At 47.1% G+C, this 15,266-nt stretch carries 13 protein-coding genes, 1 tRNA gene and 1 pseudogene; 11 read left to right on the top strand and 4 right to left on the bottom strand.

Annotated elements, in window-relative coordinates:
• Positions 1–227: 227 nt before the first annotated feature.
• From ACLQ6D_RS14500 to rpoC, 9 genes are all read left to right on the top strand, one after another.
• Positions 228–303: transfer RNA gene (locus ACLQ6D_RS14500), tRNA-Trp, on the top strand.
• A 55-nt stretch (positions 304–358) separates the two neighbouring features.
• Complete coding sequence (gene secE, locus ACLQ6D_RS14495; RefSeq protein WP_411728027.1) at positions 359–736, top strand: preprotein translocase subunit SecE; 378 nt, start codon at positions 359–361, stop codon at positions 734–736.
• Between the two features lie 4 nt (positions 737–740).
• Positions 741–1,274: a transcription termination/antitermination protein NusG gene (nusG, locus tag ACLQ6D_RS14490; protein ID WP_411728026.1), complete on the top strand. Its 534-nt coding sequence runs from the start codon at positions 741–743 to the stop codon at positions 1,272–1,274.
• A 129-nt stretch (positions 1,275–1,403) separates the two neighbouring features.
• Positions 1,404–1,835 carry a 50S ribosomal protein L11 gene (gene rplK / locus ACLQ6D_RS14485; RefSeq protein WP_411728025.1) on the top strand — a complete coding sequence of 144 codons (432 nt, stop codon included), beginning with the start codon at positions 1,404–1,406 and terminating at the stop codon, positions 1,833–1,835.
• A complete protein-coding gene (gene rplA, locus ACLQ6D_RS14480; RefSeq protein WP_411728024.1) occupies positions 1,835–2,530 on the top strand; it encodes a 50S ribosomal protein L1 in 696 nt (231 codons plus the stop codon). The genes rplK and rplA overlap by 1 nt, the downstream gene beginning before the upstream one ends.
• Positions 2,531–2,713: 183 nt before the next feature.
• Positions 2,714–3,208, top strand: a complete 495-nt coding sequence (gene rplJ, locus ACLQ6D_RS14475; protein ID WP_411728023.1) for a 50S ribosomal protein L10 — start codon at positions 2,714–2,716, stop codon at positions 3,206–3,208.
• A 45-nt stretch (positions 3,209–3,253) separates the two neighbouring features.
• A complete protein-coding gene (gene rplL, locus ACLQ6D_RS14470; protein ID WP_411728022.1) occupies positions 3,254–3,622 on the top strand; it encodes a 50S ribosomal protein L7/L12 in 369 nt (122 codons plus the stop codon).
• A gap of 127 nt (positions 3,623–3,749) precedes the next feature.
• A complete protein-coding gene (gene rpoB, locus ACLQ6D_RS14465) occupies positions 3,750–7,826 on the top strand; it encodes a DNA-directed RNA polymerase subunit beta (protein ID WP_411728021.1) in 4,077 nt (1,358 codons plus the stop codon).
• Between the two features lie 72 nt (positions 7,827–7,898).
• Positions 7,899–12,104, top strand: coding sequence for a DNA-directed RNA polymerase subunit beta' (gene rpoC / locus ACLQ6D_RS14460; protein WP_411728020.1), 4,206 nt, complete (start codon positions 7,899–7,901; stop codon positions 12,102–12,104).
• Between the two features lie 297 nt (positions 12,105–12,401).
• Here the strand turns inward: rpoC and ACLQ6D_RS14455 are convergent, their stop codons facing one another.
• The 3 genes from ACLQ6D_RS14455 to ACLQ6D_RS14445 form a co-directional block, all read right to left on the bottom strand.
• Positions 12,402–13,085: a hypothetical protein gene (locus tag ACLQ6D_RS14455; RefSeq protein WP_411728019.1), complete on the bottom strand. Its 684-nt coding sequence runs from the start codon at positions 13,083–13,085 to the stop codon at positions 12,402–12,404.
• Positions 13,086–13,177: 92 nt separating this feature from the next.
• On the bottom strand, positions 13,178–13,546 hold the full coding sequence (locus tag ACLQ6D_RS14450) for a toll/interleukin-1 receptor domain-containing protein (protein WP_411728018.1): 369 nt from the start codon (positions 13,544–13,546) through the stop codon (positions 13,178–13,180).
• Positions 13,546–13,983 carry a TIR domain-containing protein gene (locus tag ACLQ6D_RS14445; RefSeq protein WP_411728017.1) on the bottom strand — a complete coding sequence of 146 codons (438 nt, stop codon included), beginning with the start codon at positions 13,981–13,983 and terminating at the stop codon, positions 13,546–13,548. Before ACLQ6D_RS14445 ends, ACLQ6D_RS14450 begins: the two co-directional genes overlap by 1 nt.
• Before the next feature lie 656 nt (positions 13,984–14,639).
• Between ACLQ6D_RS14445 and ACLQ6D_RS14440 the strand changes: the two genes are divergently transcribed.
• Together ACLQ6D_RS14440 and ACLQ6D_RS14435 are read left to right on the top strand one after the other, a co-directional pair.
• Entirely contained in the window at positions 14,640–14,855 is a 216-nt protein-coding gene (locus ACLQ6D_RS14440; RefSeq protein WP_411728016.1) for an AbrB/MazE/SpoVT family DNA-binding domain-containing protein, read from the top strand.
• Positions 14,852–15,160 carry a putative toxin-antitoxin system toxin component, PIN family gene (locus ACLQ6D_RS14435; protein ID WP_411728015.1) on the top strand — a complete coding sequence of 103 codons (309 nt, stop codon included), beginning with the start codon at positions 14,852–14,854 and terminating at the stop codon, positions 15,158–15,160. The genes ACLQ6D_RS14440 and ACLQ6D_RS14435 overlap by 4 nt, the downstream gene beginning before the upstream one ends.
• Here ACLQ6D_RS14435 and ACLQ6D_RS14430 read toward each other — a convergent pair.
• Positions 15,152–15,266 (bottom strand): annotated as a pseudogene (locus ACLQ6D_RS14430) (IS1 family transposase); the annotation flags it as partial. The gene ACLQ6D_RS14435 and the pseudogene ACLQ6D_RS14430 overlap by 9 nt on opposite strands.

Genomic DNA, 15,266 nt, shown 5'->3' with positions numbered 1-15,266 from the left:
CAAACGCCCTTGCCGCCACCCACCGTAGCCTCCTTCGAACCTCATCTTCCGGGTCTCCTGTAGCCATTCTGCCCGTTCCGTCCAGCACCTCCTTAGGTGCCCTGAAACCGGACAGTTTATGTGCTACCAAACCGGACATTTAATTTACTCCTAACACTAACATATATAATGATTGCTTAATACTTTTTTTGGTATATACTCACGGGTTCTTTGGATTTGTCTGAAACAGGTCAGTAGTTCAATTGGTAGAATGGCGGTCTCCAAAACCGTTGGTTGGGGGTTCGAGACCCTCCTGGCCTGCCACTCAGGAGATAACAAACAAATACATACATTGCCTTATTTTTGTAATCAACGACACATGAATACACAAGCGGAAGCGCAAACGCCGGTTTTTGATATAGCCAAGCAAGTTTTTTCGGCTCTTCTTGTGGTTGTTGGCGTTGCCGCGTTTTATTATTTCTCAGAAGTTTCCGTTTTATACCGTGTTATCGGTTTGTTGGTCGTGGCGCTGGTTGTTTTGGGCTTGATGCTGACCACTAATCTTGGCCGTAACACCTGGGGCTTTTTTCTGGAATCAAAGCAGGAAGTCAGGAAAGTCGTTTGGCCTACCCGTGAGGAGACTACCCGCACCACGATGCTGGTGTTTGCAATGGTATTCACTGTGGGACTGATTTTGTGGCTGTTGGATATGTTCCTGTTCTGGGGCGTACAACATTTGACCGGACAAGGTGGTTAACGGTATGGCGCTGCGTTGGTATGTTGTTCACGCATATTCAAACTTTGAAGGCAAAGTTAAGCAAGCCCTGGAAGAGAGAATACAGCGCGAGGGTTTGGATGAATTTTTTGGAAAAATCCTGATACCGACAGAGGAAGTCGTTGAAATGCGTATGGGCCAGCAGCGCAAAAGCGAAAGAAAGTTTTTTCCAGGTTATGTATTGGTGCAAATGGAATTGACCGATGAGACATGGCACTTGGTAAAGGATATTCCCAAGGTATTGGGTTTTATCGGCGGCACATCGGATAGGCCAGCCCCTATATCGGAGAAAGAAGCAATGGCTATCCTCAATAGGGTAGAGGAAGGCGTCAATAAGCCCAGGCCAAAGATTTTATTTGAAGCAGGCGAAGTTGTCCGGGTTGTTGATGGGCCATTCAAGGATTTTAATGGCGTTGTCGAGGAAGTGAATTACGAAAAAAATAAGCTGAAAATATCAGTGCTGATTTTTGGTCGTTCGACTTCAGTTGAGCTGGTTTTCGGGCAGGTAGAAAAAATCTAAGTAAGCTGAAAATCTAAGCAATCTGTATTTTTCGCGCATAGAATTTGTTGAATCCCTGCCTTGGTTAAGGTAGGGATTTTTGTGTCTAAGGGGAGCTGAAATGCGTTTGTACCCATATCGGAGTGAAAAATGGCAAAAAAAATAACTGCATACATCAAGTTACAGGTCAAAGCAGGTGAAGCAAATCCAAGTCCCCCAGTAGGCCCGGCATTGGGTCAACTCGGCGTTAATATCATGGAATTTTGTAAGGCTTTCAACGCAAAGACTCAAGACGTGGAAAAAGGCCTGCCTTTGCCCGTTGTTATTACTGTCTATAGTGACCGTAGTTTTACCTTTATTACCAAAACGCCGCCGGCAACGATCCTGCTGAAAAAGGCAGTGGGCTTAAAAAGCGGTAGCAGTAATCCAAACACCAAGAAAGTAGGGACTGTAACGGTCGCCCAATTGGAAGAAATAGCGAAAACCAAGATGGAAGACCTGAATGCGGCAAACCTGGAAGCGGCTGTGAAAACCATAGCGGGTAGTGCGCGCAGCATGGGACTGAATGTGGAGGGCTTATAATGGCTAAGTTGACCAAAAAAGCGAAAACAGTCAAGGCAAAAGTCGATAAGACTAAGCAGTATTCGGTCGCAGAGGCGGTTCAGTTATTGAAAGAACTGAGTGCGGCGAAATTTAATGAAGCGATCGATGTCAGTGTTAACTTAGGCGTTGACCCTCGTAAGTCCGATCAGAATGTCCGTGGCGCAACCGTGCTGCCTAACGGAACTGGCAAGACCGTCAGGGTGGCAGTTTTCACCCAAGGCCCGAATGCCGAGGCAGCTAAGGCCGCTGGGGCTGATATAGTCGGTATGGATGATTTAGGCGACCTGGTCAAAAAAGGGGAAATGAATTTTGATGTAGTCATCGCTTCTCCAGATGCCATGCGGGTTGTCGGCCAGTTAGGCCAAATATTAGGGCCAAGAGGCCTGATGCCTAATCCCAAAGTGGGTACTGTAACTGCCGATGTTGCCACTGCGGTAAAAAACGCCAAGTCTGGGCAAGTGCGTTATCGAACTGATAAAGCAGGCATTATTCACTGTACATTAGGCAAGGTTACCTTTGATGCGACCTCCATTCAGGGAAATTTGGAAGCGTTGCTTACAGACTTAAAAAAGGCAAAACCCACTGCTGCAAAAGGCACGTACATCAAAAAGATTACGCTTTCTTCAACGATGGGGCCAGGGCTTTGCTTAGATCAAAGCGGCCTTGTCGGTTAAGGAAGCAAAGAACTTTGGGTTGCCGAATAATCGACAACCGTCAAAGACCGCAGGGGTTGAAAGACTTAATGTTTCCTGCGCAGACGGAAGCCTGAGCCTGGATGGGTGAAAGGAACCGTAGGGGTATCCATCTGGATATGTTTAAGAAATCTGAATTTTTTCAGATACTAATGGAGGTCACCTGTGGCATTAAATTTAGAGGGTAAAAAAGCGGTAGTCGAAGAGGTTTCAAAATTCGCCGCTAAAGCCCACTCTGCCGTTGCAGCAGAATACCGTGGCTTGACAGTTTCGGAGTTGACAGAACTCCGTAAGACTGCCAGGGAAACTGGTGTTTATTTGCGCGTGGTAAAAAATACACTGGCTAAAAGAGCGGTAGCCGGAACCGAATTCGAGTGTATGCAGGATGGATTGGTGGGGCCACTGCTGATTGCATTCTCTATGGAAGATCCGGGTTCTGCGGCACGCTTGATTAATGATTTTGCTAAAAGTCACGATAAGCTGGTCACCAAAATAGTTGCGATAGGCGGACAGTCTTTTGGTGGGTCTGAGCTGGCGCGTTTGGCGCGCCTCCCTACCCGCGATCAGGGCATTAGCCTGTTGATGTCAGTCATGAAGGCGCCTGTTGAGAAGTTGGTCCGCACACTGGCTGAGGTCAGGGATCAAAAGCAGGCCGCTTAAGCTTCACTAAACCAGTTAAATATTTAAAAATTCAGAGGAAAAACAATGGCAATTGGACAAGTAGAAATCCTGGAAGCAGTTTCGAAAATGACTGTGATGGAGATTGTTGGTTTAATTTCAGCAATGGAAGAAAAGTTTGGCGTATCCGCAGCCGCTGTTGCTGTGGCTGCACCAGCCGCTGCCGCCGCAGTGGTCGAGGAGCAAACAGAGTTTAATGTCATCATGACCAGCTTTGGCGAAAATAAGGTCTCGGTCATTAAGACAGTCCGCACCATTACCGGTCTGGGCCTGAAAGAGGCGAAAGATGCGGTTGAAGGCGTACCGACCACACTCAAGGAAGGCATCTCTAAAGCCGAAGCGGAAGAGATCAAGAAGCAGCTTCTTGAAGCGGGCGCGACTGCTGAAATTAAGTGAGCTTAATGCAAGACAGGGCTTTGGCCTGACACAATCCGGTCGGTGGCAATGTTGCCATCGACCTTTTTCTGTTTGCGCCAAGCAGGCAGCAAAAAATCATTCATAGCGAAAAAGGTTTGGAAGCAATATGTCCTACTCTTTTACAGAAAAAAAGCGTATCCGAAATAACTTTGGGAAAAGAACAGAAGTACTTGAAGTTCCCTACCTTCTGGCAACTCAAATCAATTCTTATGCGGAATTTTTACAGGCCGAGTTACCGCCTGCAAAACGTATAGATAACGGGTTGCATGCAGCATTTTCCAGTGTTTTTCCCATAGTAAGCCATTCTGGTTATGCTGTCCTGGAGTACATCAGTTATCGCTTGGGCGAACCCACTTTTGATGTAAGGGAGTGCCAGCAGCGGGGCGCGACTTACGCTGCGCCATTGCGTGTGCTGGTGCGCCTGGTGATTTACGACAAGGAGTCCCCTGCTAACGCCAAGGTTGTAAAAGATATACGCGAGCAGGAAGTCTTCATGGGTGAATTGCCGTTGATGACCGATAACGGTACGTTTGTTATCAATGGGACTGAGCGTGTCGTCGTTTCGCAGTTGCACCGGTCACCTGGGGTTTTCTTCGACCATGACAAAGGCAAAACCCATTCCTCAGGAAAGTTATTGTTCAATGCCCGTGTCATTCCTTATCGCGGCTCATGGCTTGATTTCGAATTCGACCACAAAGATTGTGTCTATGTGCGTATAGATCGCCGTAGGAAAATACCCGCAACTATTTTGTTAAGGGCTTTGGGTTACGATAATGAAGAAATGATAAAAATCTTCTTCGAAATGAACAGGTTCACCCTGAGTTTTGAAAAATGCCTATTCCATATCATTCCAGAACGGATGCGAGGCGAGATTGCTGCGTTTGACATCAAGGTTAACGACAAAGTTTTGGTGGAAGAAGGACGAAGGATCACCGCTAAACATATCCGTGAAATGGTTAAGTCCGGACTTACCGAAGTTGAGGTGCCAAGAGAATATCTGGTAGGTAAAGTTGTCGGGCATAACCTGATAGACCCGAATACTGGGGAGCTTGTGCCTAAGGTCAATGATGAATTGACTTCGGCGATGCTGGATCGCTGCATTGGTAGTGGTATTACGGAAATTAACACCCTGTTTGTCAATGATCTGGACAACGGGCCTTATATTTCCAGTGCGATGCGCCTGGATGTAACTAGCAATCAGCTTGAGGCTTTGGTTGAAATTTACCGCATGATGCGTCCAGGAGAGCCGCCTACCAAGGATTCTGCCGAAAACCTGTTCCAGAATTTGTTCTTTACCGATGAAAGATACGATCTCTCGACTGTCGGCAGGATGAAGTTTAACCGGCGCCTGGGTCGTCAGGAGATCACAGGGCCAGGTACATTGACTCACGAAGACATTATTGATGTCCTCAAGGAGTTAATCAACATCCGCAATGGTAACGGCAATGTAGATGACATCGACCACTTAGGAAACAGGCGCGTGCGTTCTGTCGGTGAGATGATTGAGAACCAGTTCCGTGTGGGTCTGGTTAGGGTCGAAAGGGCCGTAAAAGAAAGGCTGACATTGGCCGATTCAGAAGGCTTGATGCCGCAAGAAATCATCAATGCGAAACCGGTATCTGCCGCAGTAAAAGAATTTTTTGGCTCCAGCCAGCTTTCACAGTTCATGGATCAAAACAATCCCTTATCGCAAGTGACCCACAAGCGTCGTGTGTCGGCATTAGGGCCGGGTGGTTTGGCGAGAGAACGTGCGGGTTTCGAAGTGCGGGACGTACATGCCACCCACTATGGACGGGTGTGCCCGATTGAGACTCCAGAAGGCCCGAATATCGGTTTGATAAATTCCTTGTCGGTCTATGCCAGAACCAACAATTATGGCTTTCTGGAAACGCCTTATAGAAAAGTAATTGATGGCAAAGTCACCGATCAAGTCGATTATTTGTCGGCTATCGAGGAGGGCGAATTTGTCATTGCACAGGCCAGTGTTGCGGTTGACAAGAACGGAAAGCTGGTAGAAGGCTTGGTTTCGTGCCGTCATAAAGATGAATTCACCTTGGCGATGTCTGATACCGTCCAGTACATGGACGTGTCTTCAAAACAAATTGTGTCGGTAGCGGCATCCATTATTCCATTTCTTGAGCATGACGATGCTAATCGTGCGCTCATGGGTTCCAATATGCAGCGCCAGGCTGTGCCTACGTTGAGAGCTGAAAAACCGCTGGTTGGCACAGGAATGGAAAGGACGGTGGCTAAAGACTCTGGGGTAACCGTCGTTGCTGCACGAGGCGGTAGTATTGAAGCTGTTGATGCTGCCAGAATCGTTGTGCGCGTCAATGACACTGAAACTGAATCCGGTACCCCAGGCGTTGATATTTATAATCTAACTAAATACACACGGTCGAACCAAAACACTTGTATTAATCAGAAGCCGTTGGTTAAAAAGGGCGACATTGTCAATGCAGGCGATATTTTGGCGGACGGCCCATCCACTGACATGGGTGAGCTGGCGTTAGGCCAAAACATGCTGGTCGCATTCATGCCCTGGAACGGTTATAACTTCGAGGATTCGATCCTTGTTTCAGAGCGGGTCGTCAAAGAAGACCGTTTCACGACCATTCATATTGAAGAAAAAACCTGCGTCGCCAGGGATACCAAACATAGCCCGGAAGAAATAACGGCCGATATTCCTAATGTCAGCGAAGAAGCCTTATCCAAGCTGGATGAGTCGGGAATTGTCTACGTGGGCGCCGAAGTCAAGGGCGGCGATATTTTGGTAGGCAAAGTGACCCCCAAAGGAGAGACCCAGTTAACGCCCGAAGAAAAATTGCTACGCGCTATTTTTGGCGAGAAAGCTGCTGACGTTAAAGATACTTCCCTGCGCGTTCCCAGCAGTATTGAAGGGACTGTTATCGACGTTCAAGTCTTCACCCGCGACGGAGTCAAGAAAGATAAGCGTGCGCTCGATATTGAAGAGCAAGAAATCAAACGCTATAGAAAGGACTTGGACGATCAGTTGAAAATTCTGGAAGGTGATATTTTTGCCCGCGTAGCCAAGTTGCTGTTGGGCAAAGATGCAAAATCAGGCCCTGGACAATTGAAAGCAGGAGCCGAAATTACCCAACCCTATCTGGATAGCTTAAAGCATTCAGAATGGCTGAAGATAAGGATGAAAGACGAAGAGTTGAACGTCCAACTCGAGGCGGTTGCATTGCAGGTTGAGCAGCAACGGAAAGCGTTTGATGAAAAATTCGAAATAAAGCGGAAAAAAATCACCATGGGTGATGACTTGCCGCCGGGTGTACTCAAGATGGTTAAGGTTTACTTGGCGGTCAAGAGGCGTATCCAACCTGGCGACAAAATGGCTGGACGTCACGGAAACAAGGGGGTCATATCCATGATCAGGCCGATTGAGGACATGCCTTATACCGCCGAAGGTGAGCCTGTTGATATTGTATTGAATCCGCTGGGTGTGCCATCCCGTATGAATGTCGGGCAAGTGTTGGAAACACATCTGGGTTGGGCGGCTAAGGGCTTAGGCATCAGGATTGGCAAAATGCTTGAAGCCAAGGCCAAAATAAATGAAATCAGGGGGTTCCTCGACAAAATTTACAACAGCAGCGGACGGAAGGAAGACCTGGATTCGTTTTCAGATAAAGAAATCCTGGAGATGGCTGCCAATCTGGTCGATGGCGTACCTATGGCGACGCCTGTGTTCGACGGAGCGAGTGAAGATGAAATCCGCACGATGCTGAGATTGGCTGATCTCCCTGAGTGCGGTCAGATTACCCTATACGACGGTTTAACCGGGGAACCTTTCGAGCGTCAGGTTACCGTAGGTTATATGTATATGCTGAAGTTGAACCACTTGGTGGACGACAAGATGCACGCCCGTTCAACAGGCCCTTATAGCCTTGTTACCCAGCAGCCGCTAGGCGGCAAAGCCCAGTTTGGCGGACAACGTTTTGGTGAGATGGAGGTCTGGGCGCTTGAGGCTTATGGCGCAGCTCATACCTTGCAGGAAATGCTCACCGTTAAATCCGACGATGTGACAGGCAGGACCCGCATGTATAAGAACATTGTCGATGGCGACCACAAGATGGAAGCCGGAATGCCGGAATCGTTTAATGTTTTGATTAAAGAAATCCGTTCGTTGGCTGTCAATATAGAGTTGCAGCGGGAATAATGCCCCTGGAACGCAAATCGGCTGACAGCTTGTTCTGGAAACTACCAGAAAATACTTAAAGAGGATAGATTCTTGAAAGATTTAATGAATTTCTTAAAGCGCCAAGGGCGTTCTGATGATTTCGACGGTATTCGTATCGGCTTGGCTTCACCTGATATGATCCGTTCATGGTCTTATGGCGAGGTAAAAAAACCGGAAACAATCAATTACCGAACCTTTAAGCCTGAACGGGACGGATTGTTTTGCGCGAAGATTTTTGGGCCAGTCAGCGACTATGAATGTCTTTGTGGCAAATATAAGCGACTGAAGCACCGTGGCGTTATCTGTGAGAAGTGCGGTGTTGAGGTTACCCTTTCAAAAGTACGTCGCGAACGGATGGGGCATATTGACCTGGCGAGTCCAGTAGCCCATATCTGGTTCTTAAAATCGCTGCCTTCCCGCATTGCCCTGTTGCTGGATATGACGCTACGGGAGATCGAGCGCGTCCTCTATTTTGAATCATTCGTAATTTTAGATCCGGGCACAACCCCCTTTAATAAGTGTCAATTGCTGACAGATGATGAATATTTGGATGCAGTAGAACAGTATGGTGACGACTTTACTGCAAAAATGGGTGCAGAAGCGATTTATGACCTGTTAAAAGCAATTGATTTAAAAGAAGAAGTTAATATTTTAAGAGAAGAGATCGGTTCTACAAATTCGGAAACTAAAATTAAGAAAATATCAAAGCGCCTGAAAGTCATGGATGCTTTATTGAGTTCCAGGAATCGTCCAGAATGGATGATCCTGAAAGTATTGCCTGTCTTGCCGCCTGAATTGCGTCCTTTGGTTCCTTTGGATGGTGGCCGTTTTGCGACTTCTGACCTGAATGATTTGTACCGGAGGGTCATTAACAGGAACAACCGTTTGAACCGGTTGCTGGACTTGAGTGCGCCGGACATTATCGTCCGCAACGAAAAGCGTATGTTGCAGGAATCGGTTGATGCCTTGCTGGATAACGGACGACGAGGACGTGCCATAACCGGCACCAACAGGCGACCACTGAAATCGCTTGCCGATATGATTAAGGGGAAACAAGGACGGTTCAGGCAAAATCTGTTGGGTAAGCGCGTCGATTATTCAGGTAGGTCGGTGATTGTGGTGGGCCCGGCATTACGGCTCCATCAATGCGGTTTGCCTAAAAAAATGGCGCTGGAGTTATTCAAGCCTTTTATTTTTAGTAAATTGCAATTCCGTGGCCTAGCCACGACCATTAAAGCGGCAAAAAAAATGGTCGAAAGGGAAGGTCATGAAGTTTGGGATATTCTCGAAGAAGTCATTCGCGAACACCCAATTCTACTGAATCGGGCCCCTACTTTGCATAGGTTGGGGATACAGGCATTCGAGCCGATCTTGATAGAAGGGAAAGCCATTCAGCTCCACCCTTTAGTATGTAGCGCTTTTAATGCCGACTTTGACGGTGACCAGATGGCAGTGCATATACCCTTGTCTATCGAAGCCCAGTTAGAAGCCCGAACCTTAATGATGGCGACTAATAATATCCTGTCGCCAGCAAATGGCGAACCTGTCATTAACCCCTCACAAGATGTGGTGTTAGGGCTTTATTACATTAGCCGCGAAAAAATAAATGCTAAAGGCGATGGCAGCATTTTTGTCAGCGTTGGAGAAGTCCACAAGGCCTTGCTTGCCAAATCCGTTGAATTGCAGTCAAAAATTCAGCTTCGTGTCACCGAGAAAATTGTCAATGAACAGGGCGAGTTAGAAGAAAAGACACACCGGGTGGCCACTACGGTCGGCCGTGCTTTGATTTGGGAGATTGTGCCTGATCGCATGCCTTTCGAATTGGTGAACTGCGATATGACCAAAAAGAATATTTCGCGTTTGGTCAATTACAGTTACCGCCATCTTGGAAACAAAGATACCGTGGTCTTGGCTGATCAGATTATGTATTTGGGTTTCAGGTATGCGACGATTTCGGGGGTGTCTTTTGGTATTGAAGATATGGAGATACCCGCTAAAAAAGTCGAGATCATCACGGCTGCAGAAGCCGAAGTGAGAGAGATTCAAACTCAGTATGCCTCCGGATTGGTGACAGATGGGGAGCGCTACAATAAAGTTGTAGATATTTGGTCTCATGCGAATGATCAAGTGGCCAAAGTGATGATGGATGGCTTGGGAGAAGAGTCCGTCGTCGATGCCGAAGGCAAGACCGTCAAGCAGAAATCATTCAACTCTATCTTTATGATGGCTGAGTCCGGCGCCCGTGGCTCGGCGGCGCAAATCCGGCAGTTGGCGGGGATGCGTGGCTTGATGGCGAAACCGGACGGTTCCATTATTGAAACACCTATTACTGCAAATTTTAGGGAAGGCCTGGACGTATTACAGTACTTCATATCGACTCATGGCGCCCGCAAAGGTTTGGCCGATACCGCATTGAAAACTGCAAACTCCGGGTATTTGACTCGAAGGCTGGTTGATGTTGCGCAGGATCTGGTTATTATCGGTGCGGATTGCGGAACTTCCGATGGTTTAATAATGACTCCTATCATTGAAGGGGGTGATGTTGTTGAGCCGCTCTCAGAACGTGTGTTAGGCCGGGTTGCTGCCGTTGATGTTTTAGATGCAACCAGTGAAAACCTTGTCGTGCCTAGAGGAACCTTGCTGGATGAGCATTGGGTTTCGGTCTTGGATGAACACAGTGTCGATCAAGTGTTGGTTCGTTCCATCATTACCTGTGAAAACAGGCATGGAGTCTGCGTCGCCTGTTACGGCCGGGACTTGGGTCGTGGGCATTTGGTTAACGTGGGTGAGGCAGTGGGTGTTATTGCTGCGCAGTCTATTGGCGAACCAGGTACGCAGTTGACCATGCGGACTTTCCATATCGGTGGAGCGGCATCCAGATCCGCAGCGATCAGCAACGTGCAAGTCAAGTCGGCTGGAACTTTGCGCCTAAACAACCTGAAATCAGTCGTCAACCGCGAAGGTAATCTTATCGCGGTTTCAAGATCGGGCGAAGTCGGTTTGGTTGACGAATACGGACGGGAAAGGGAGCGCTACAAAATCCCTTATGGGGCCGTGTTGTCTGTTAAGGAAGGCGATAAGGTCAACGCGGGCGACATTATAGTGACCTGGGATCCGCATACCCATCCGGTCATCACTGAAGTTGACGGTGTTGTCGAAATGATTCATTTCGTTGATGGTGTCACCGTGCAAAAACAATCCGATGAAGTGACGGGTTTGAGTTCCTTGGTAGTCACTGACCCCAAGCAAAGAGGTAGCGCAGGCAAGGAATTAAGGCCTATGGTCAAATTGCTGGATGCAAATGGCGGGGCTATTTTTCTGCCCGGCACGGAAATTCCGGCACAATACTTTTTGCCGACGGGCGCCATTGTCGGGATTAAGGACGGCGGCGAAGTGAAGGTAGGTGACGTCCTAGCCAGGATTCCACAAGAATCCAGTAAAACCAGGGATATTACCGGCGGTTTGCCGCGCGTAGCGGATTTGTTCGAAGCACGCAAGACCAAGGATCCCGCGATCCTGGCGGAGACTAGCGGGACAGTTTCATTTGGCAAAGAAACCAAAGGCAAACAGCGCGTTATTATCACTGACGCTACCGGCGAACAAGTAGAGACACTGATTTCAAAATGGCGGCATATCACCGTGTTTGAAGGGGAGTATGTCGAAAAAGGCGAGACGATTGCAGAAGGCGAATTGACGCCCCACGATATTCTCAGGTTGAGGGGTGTTGAAGAGTTGGCTAATTATTTAGTCAAAGAAATCCAGGACGTATATCGTTTGCAAGGCGTTAAGATTAACGATAAGCATATTGAGGCAATCATCCGTCAAATGCTGAGAAAAGTTGAAATTACCGCACCCGGAGACACCTCGTTCTTGAAGGGAGACCAAGTGGAACGCGCCCTGCTAAGGGAAGAGAATGACAAGATTGAAACAGAAGGGAAAATCCCTGCAAGCTTTGAATCGATATTGTTAGGTATAACCAAAGCCTCACTGGCTACAGAGTCATTCATATCTGCTGCGTCATTCCAGGAGACCACCCGTGTTTTGACCGATGCAGCTGTGCGCGGTCTGGGTGATAGCTTACAAGGCTTAAAAGAAAATGTGATTGTCGGACGCTTGATACCAGCGGGTACAGGTTTGGCCTATCATGAGAGCAGGAAAAACAGGCAGGCCCAGAATCAGGTTGTCGAAACCGAGCTGACCTCGACTGTTGATACAGATGATGTCGAAGAAGCGCTCAAACAAGCATTAAATAGCTAGCGGAATAAGCTAAGAAAAATCAGCTGTTAGCAACAAATAGAAATGTCCGGTTCTGGTTGCGGCTGGGAACGGCGACGGGATTGAATTGTTGAAATGGGTATAAAAATTCCTCGGGAAGACCCGTCATGCCGCCCCCATATCTATGGCCTTGAAAAAAAGGCTAGCCCCTAATAATTTCCACTCGGGGCGGGGTTTGCAACTTCGTCCCAAACATTTTGCTTGTGTTATTTTTGAACCACTCGGAAAATTTGCGAACGGGGTAACATGCCTCGTCAGGCTGAGGGTTTGAATGAATTGTTAGGCGCAGTCACCGATTGCCCCACCGCCAATGTGGCGGCCTCTCTTGAGCCAGCACACTGCAACAAGAATGGCGGTGGATGCCGCAATACCGGCAAAAAAGAGGGTGATGCTTGTTGTCGGCGGCAGGAAACAAAAAATAAGTACCAGAGATGCCACGTATGCACCCAGTACAACCCAGCCCTGCCAAGGGAGCGGTTGCCGAGACGCGCAAATTGTAGCTCGATGAAAGTTGTAGGATGCTTGAGCGCGTCGTAACCCAACAAACGGCGTTTTGGTCGGCGGTATATGTTGGGTTACGGCGCACGGACAATTCGGTGATAATCGTATAGACCTTCGCCATGTGCGCCTAACCCAACCTACGATACTTACAGCTTTACAGCTTTGTCCGTAGCCAGTTGAAACGTTACGAACGGGGCAGCATGCCCCGTCCGGCTTGCAAAACCCAGCAAGTCGTCCACCTTTCCCATAGATACCGTTTCCTGCCTCGCTAAACCCCCAAACACCCGTACCATTTGTGCTTTCTCCGTACACGCCTCTTCCCTCAACCGCATGAGCATGACCAACGACACCTCCCGCGCCCTTAGCCTCGGCTCGACCTAATACTCCAGTGCCGCGTTCTGTGCTGTATTTGTACCGAATACCCGGTGTATTTGAGTCATTAGAATTATCAGAAATAGCCATTTTTGTACCCTCTCTTGATGTTTGCTGAAATTGCCTAACGTTTGAGCTAACTTGACGGCGCGCTTTTTGCGCCGGTCAAGTTGAGCGATTTGTTAGCCCTTTTCATCTACTTCAATCAGGTTAATGTGTTTTAAAGATGACAATAATGTTGTTTTTCCAGACCCTCGTGCTCCGACTACTATCATAGGCTTATCTAACGCATCTGCCATCCCAATTTCGTAATTAACCCACTGAGATGACTCAGTGTTACTAGTATAGATAATGACGACCTTGCTCGCGGATTGTATTTCTCTCTTTATGCTCTCTCGAATATCCTCACCAACGGCGAATACCCCTGAGTATGGATCAATGATAGAGACTTCATCACCTTCTATCACTCCATGTTTTTGAAGCACCTCTTTCAGACCATCCAGATATTTTCCATCCTGATGCGAATAGGAAACAAATATTTTCTCAGGCATTAGTTTCCCTCCGCACTAATTATTTGTCCAATTTCAGAAACCACAGATTTCCAGTCAGTAGCATCATTGCACTGACTAGACAGAAGCAGTGGAGGAATTCCACTATCTCTGCTTTTTAGTTCGCCGTATGAAATGTGATGTAACAACACGAATGTTTCAACCTCAAAAGCATCTGAATATGCAAGCTCCATCCATTGGGTAGCTCCAGATTCTAAGGTGTTGGGAGAAACGAGAAATATTGTTGCCACTGATTCTTTTACTTTGGTTTTTAGGCTATTCGCGATCTCCTTTTCAGAGCGTTTTTGGTCTCTCTGAAACGTCCACGCAGAGACAATGTCATTTCCGAGGGATTTTTCGACTGCGAACTGAAGTAGCTCGGCCTCGAATTTATCGTGCCCAGAATATGAAATAAAGATTTGATGCTTTGGTTTTTTCATCTCTTATAGGGCTAACAAGTGATTATAAAGTTTCCGTACATCCACCATATTTTTGGTCTCACGACAATAAATTTGTGATCTATAGCCAGGGCAATCGCGCTTAAATTATCTTGACGTTTATAATCATCTTTCAATCAAACAGTTACAAATGTGATTTTTTCAAACAATGCAGAAAATCACGAAAAGGCAAGAAAATTCAATTCGTATCATATTGATTTTAAATGACTAAAATTTAAGCGCGATTGCCCTGGATCTATAGCCTATTTTCTAACTGTATATCATCCTAAAATTACCTGATATACAGTTCCGGAGATCATGACATGCTGGCTGTATCACCCGATTTGATCCAATTATTTGAAGCCCTGTTAGCGAAACAGGGCATTCCGGTTAATCAGCGTCCCTCTTATCACAAGCATTTAGCTAAGGCGGGTTAACGTATACAAGTGAACGTAACCCGCCGTATGAAAGCATACTTTCATTCTCTGAATTATAAACCCTGTAAGACAAGCTCCGTGCGGAAAGATATGTTTTTAGGTAAATTTGTGGTGATTCGGGGCTTAATCCGCTTTACGTATTAGATACTTGGTATTGATCCGCCGTACGAGTAAAATATCCTTACTTCATTACTTTCTTGGATTATTACTATGCTTGCTAAAATGACCAGTAAAAACCAATTAACCTTGCCCAAATCCGTGGTTAACTCAGTAGGTAAGACCGATTATTTTGAGGTGGACGTTGAAAATGGCCGCATTGTGTTAACCCCGGTGCGTATTCAACACGCGGATGCCGTGCGCGCCAAACTGGAAGCGTTGGGTATAGACGCGCAAGATGTGGTCGATGCCATTGACTGGGCAAGAAAAAACCCTGTATGAGCCATCGAGTCGTCCTCGATACAAATTGTGTCATATCAGCGCTACTGTTTTCCCAGCAGAAAATGGCATGGCTACGCCACGGTTGGCAGTCCGGGGACTTTGTGCCGTTGGTCAATAAACAGACCGCCAGCGAATTACTTAGAGTTCTCACCCATCCAAAATTTAAGCTCACTAAAGCCGAACAGGCACTATTGCTGGCTGACTTTCTGCCTTATACCGAAATCATTCCAGTTCTTGAGGCACCAATCGATTTGCCGATTATACGAGACTCCGCCGACCAAAAATTTTTGGAATTGCTAATTTAATATAGCTAGCATATTATTCCATTTTGCCATCAGTGGCCTAACAGAGTATTCCAGCATTTTTTGGCATTTACTGTAGCATTTTGATTTGCGGCGCAACCTGGCAAGA

It is taken from the genome of Methyloglobulus sp., from assembly GCF_046714055.1.
Lineage (GTDB): Bacteria > Pseudomonadota > Gammaproteobacteria > Methylococcales > Methylomonadaceae > Methyloglobulus.
Note: the sequence above shows the minus strand (reverse complement) of the source record. Positions and strands in the feature narration are given on the sequence as shown.

Excerpts from the sequence above, each read along its gene's own strand:
- secE (WP_411728027.1), top strand. The coding sequence starts at position 359 with ATGAATACACAAGCGGAAGCGCAAACGCCGGTTTTTGATATAGCCAAG.
- nusG (WP_411728026.1), top strand. The coding sequence starts at position 741 with ATGGCGCTGCGTTGGTATGTTGTTCACGCATATTCAAACTTTGAAGGC.
- rplK (WP_411728025.1), top strand. The coding sequence starts at position 1,404 with ATGGCAAAAAAAATAACTGCATACATCAAGTTACAGGTCAAAGCAGGT.
- rplA (WP_411728024.1), top strand. The coding sequence starts at position 1,835 with ATGGCTAAGTTGACCAAAAAAGCGAAAACAGTCAAGGCAAAAGTCGAT.
- rplL (WP_411728022.1), top strand. The coding sequence starts at position 3,254 with ATGGCAATTGGACAAGTAGAAATCCTGGAAGCAGTTTCGAAAATGACT.
- rpoB (WP_411728021.1), top strand. The coding sequence starts at position 3,750 with ATGTCCTACTCTTTTACAGAAAAAAAGCGTATCCGAAATAACTTTGGG.
- ACLQ6D_RS14455 (WP_411728019.1), bottom strand. The coding sequence starts at position 13,085 with ATGGCTATTTCTGATAATTCTAATGACTCAAATACACCGGGTATTCGG.
- ACLQ6D_RS14450 (WP_411728018.1), bottom strand. The coding sequence starts at position 13,546 with ATGCCTGAGAAAATATTTGTTTCCTATTCGCATCAGGATGGAAAATAT.
- ACLQ6D_RS14445 (WP_411728017.1), bottom strand. The coding sequence starts at position 13,983 with ATGAAAAAACCAAAGCATCAAATCTTTATTTCATATTCTGGGCACGAT.
- ACLQ6D_RS14440 (WP_411728016.1), top strand. The coding sequence starts at position 14,640 with ATGACCAGTAAAAACCAATTAACCTTGCCCAAATCCGTGGTTAACTCA.
- ACLQ6D_RS14435 (WP_411728015.1), top strand. The coding sequence starts at position 14,852 with ATGAGCCATCGAGTCGTCCTCGATACAAATTGTGTCATATCAGCGCTA.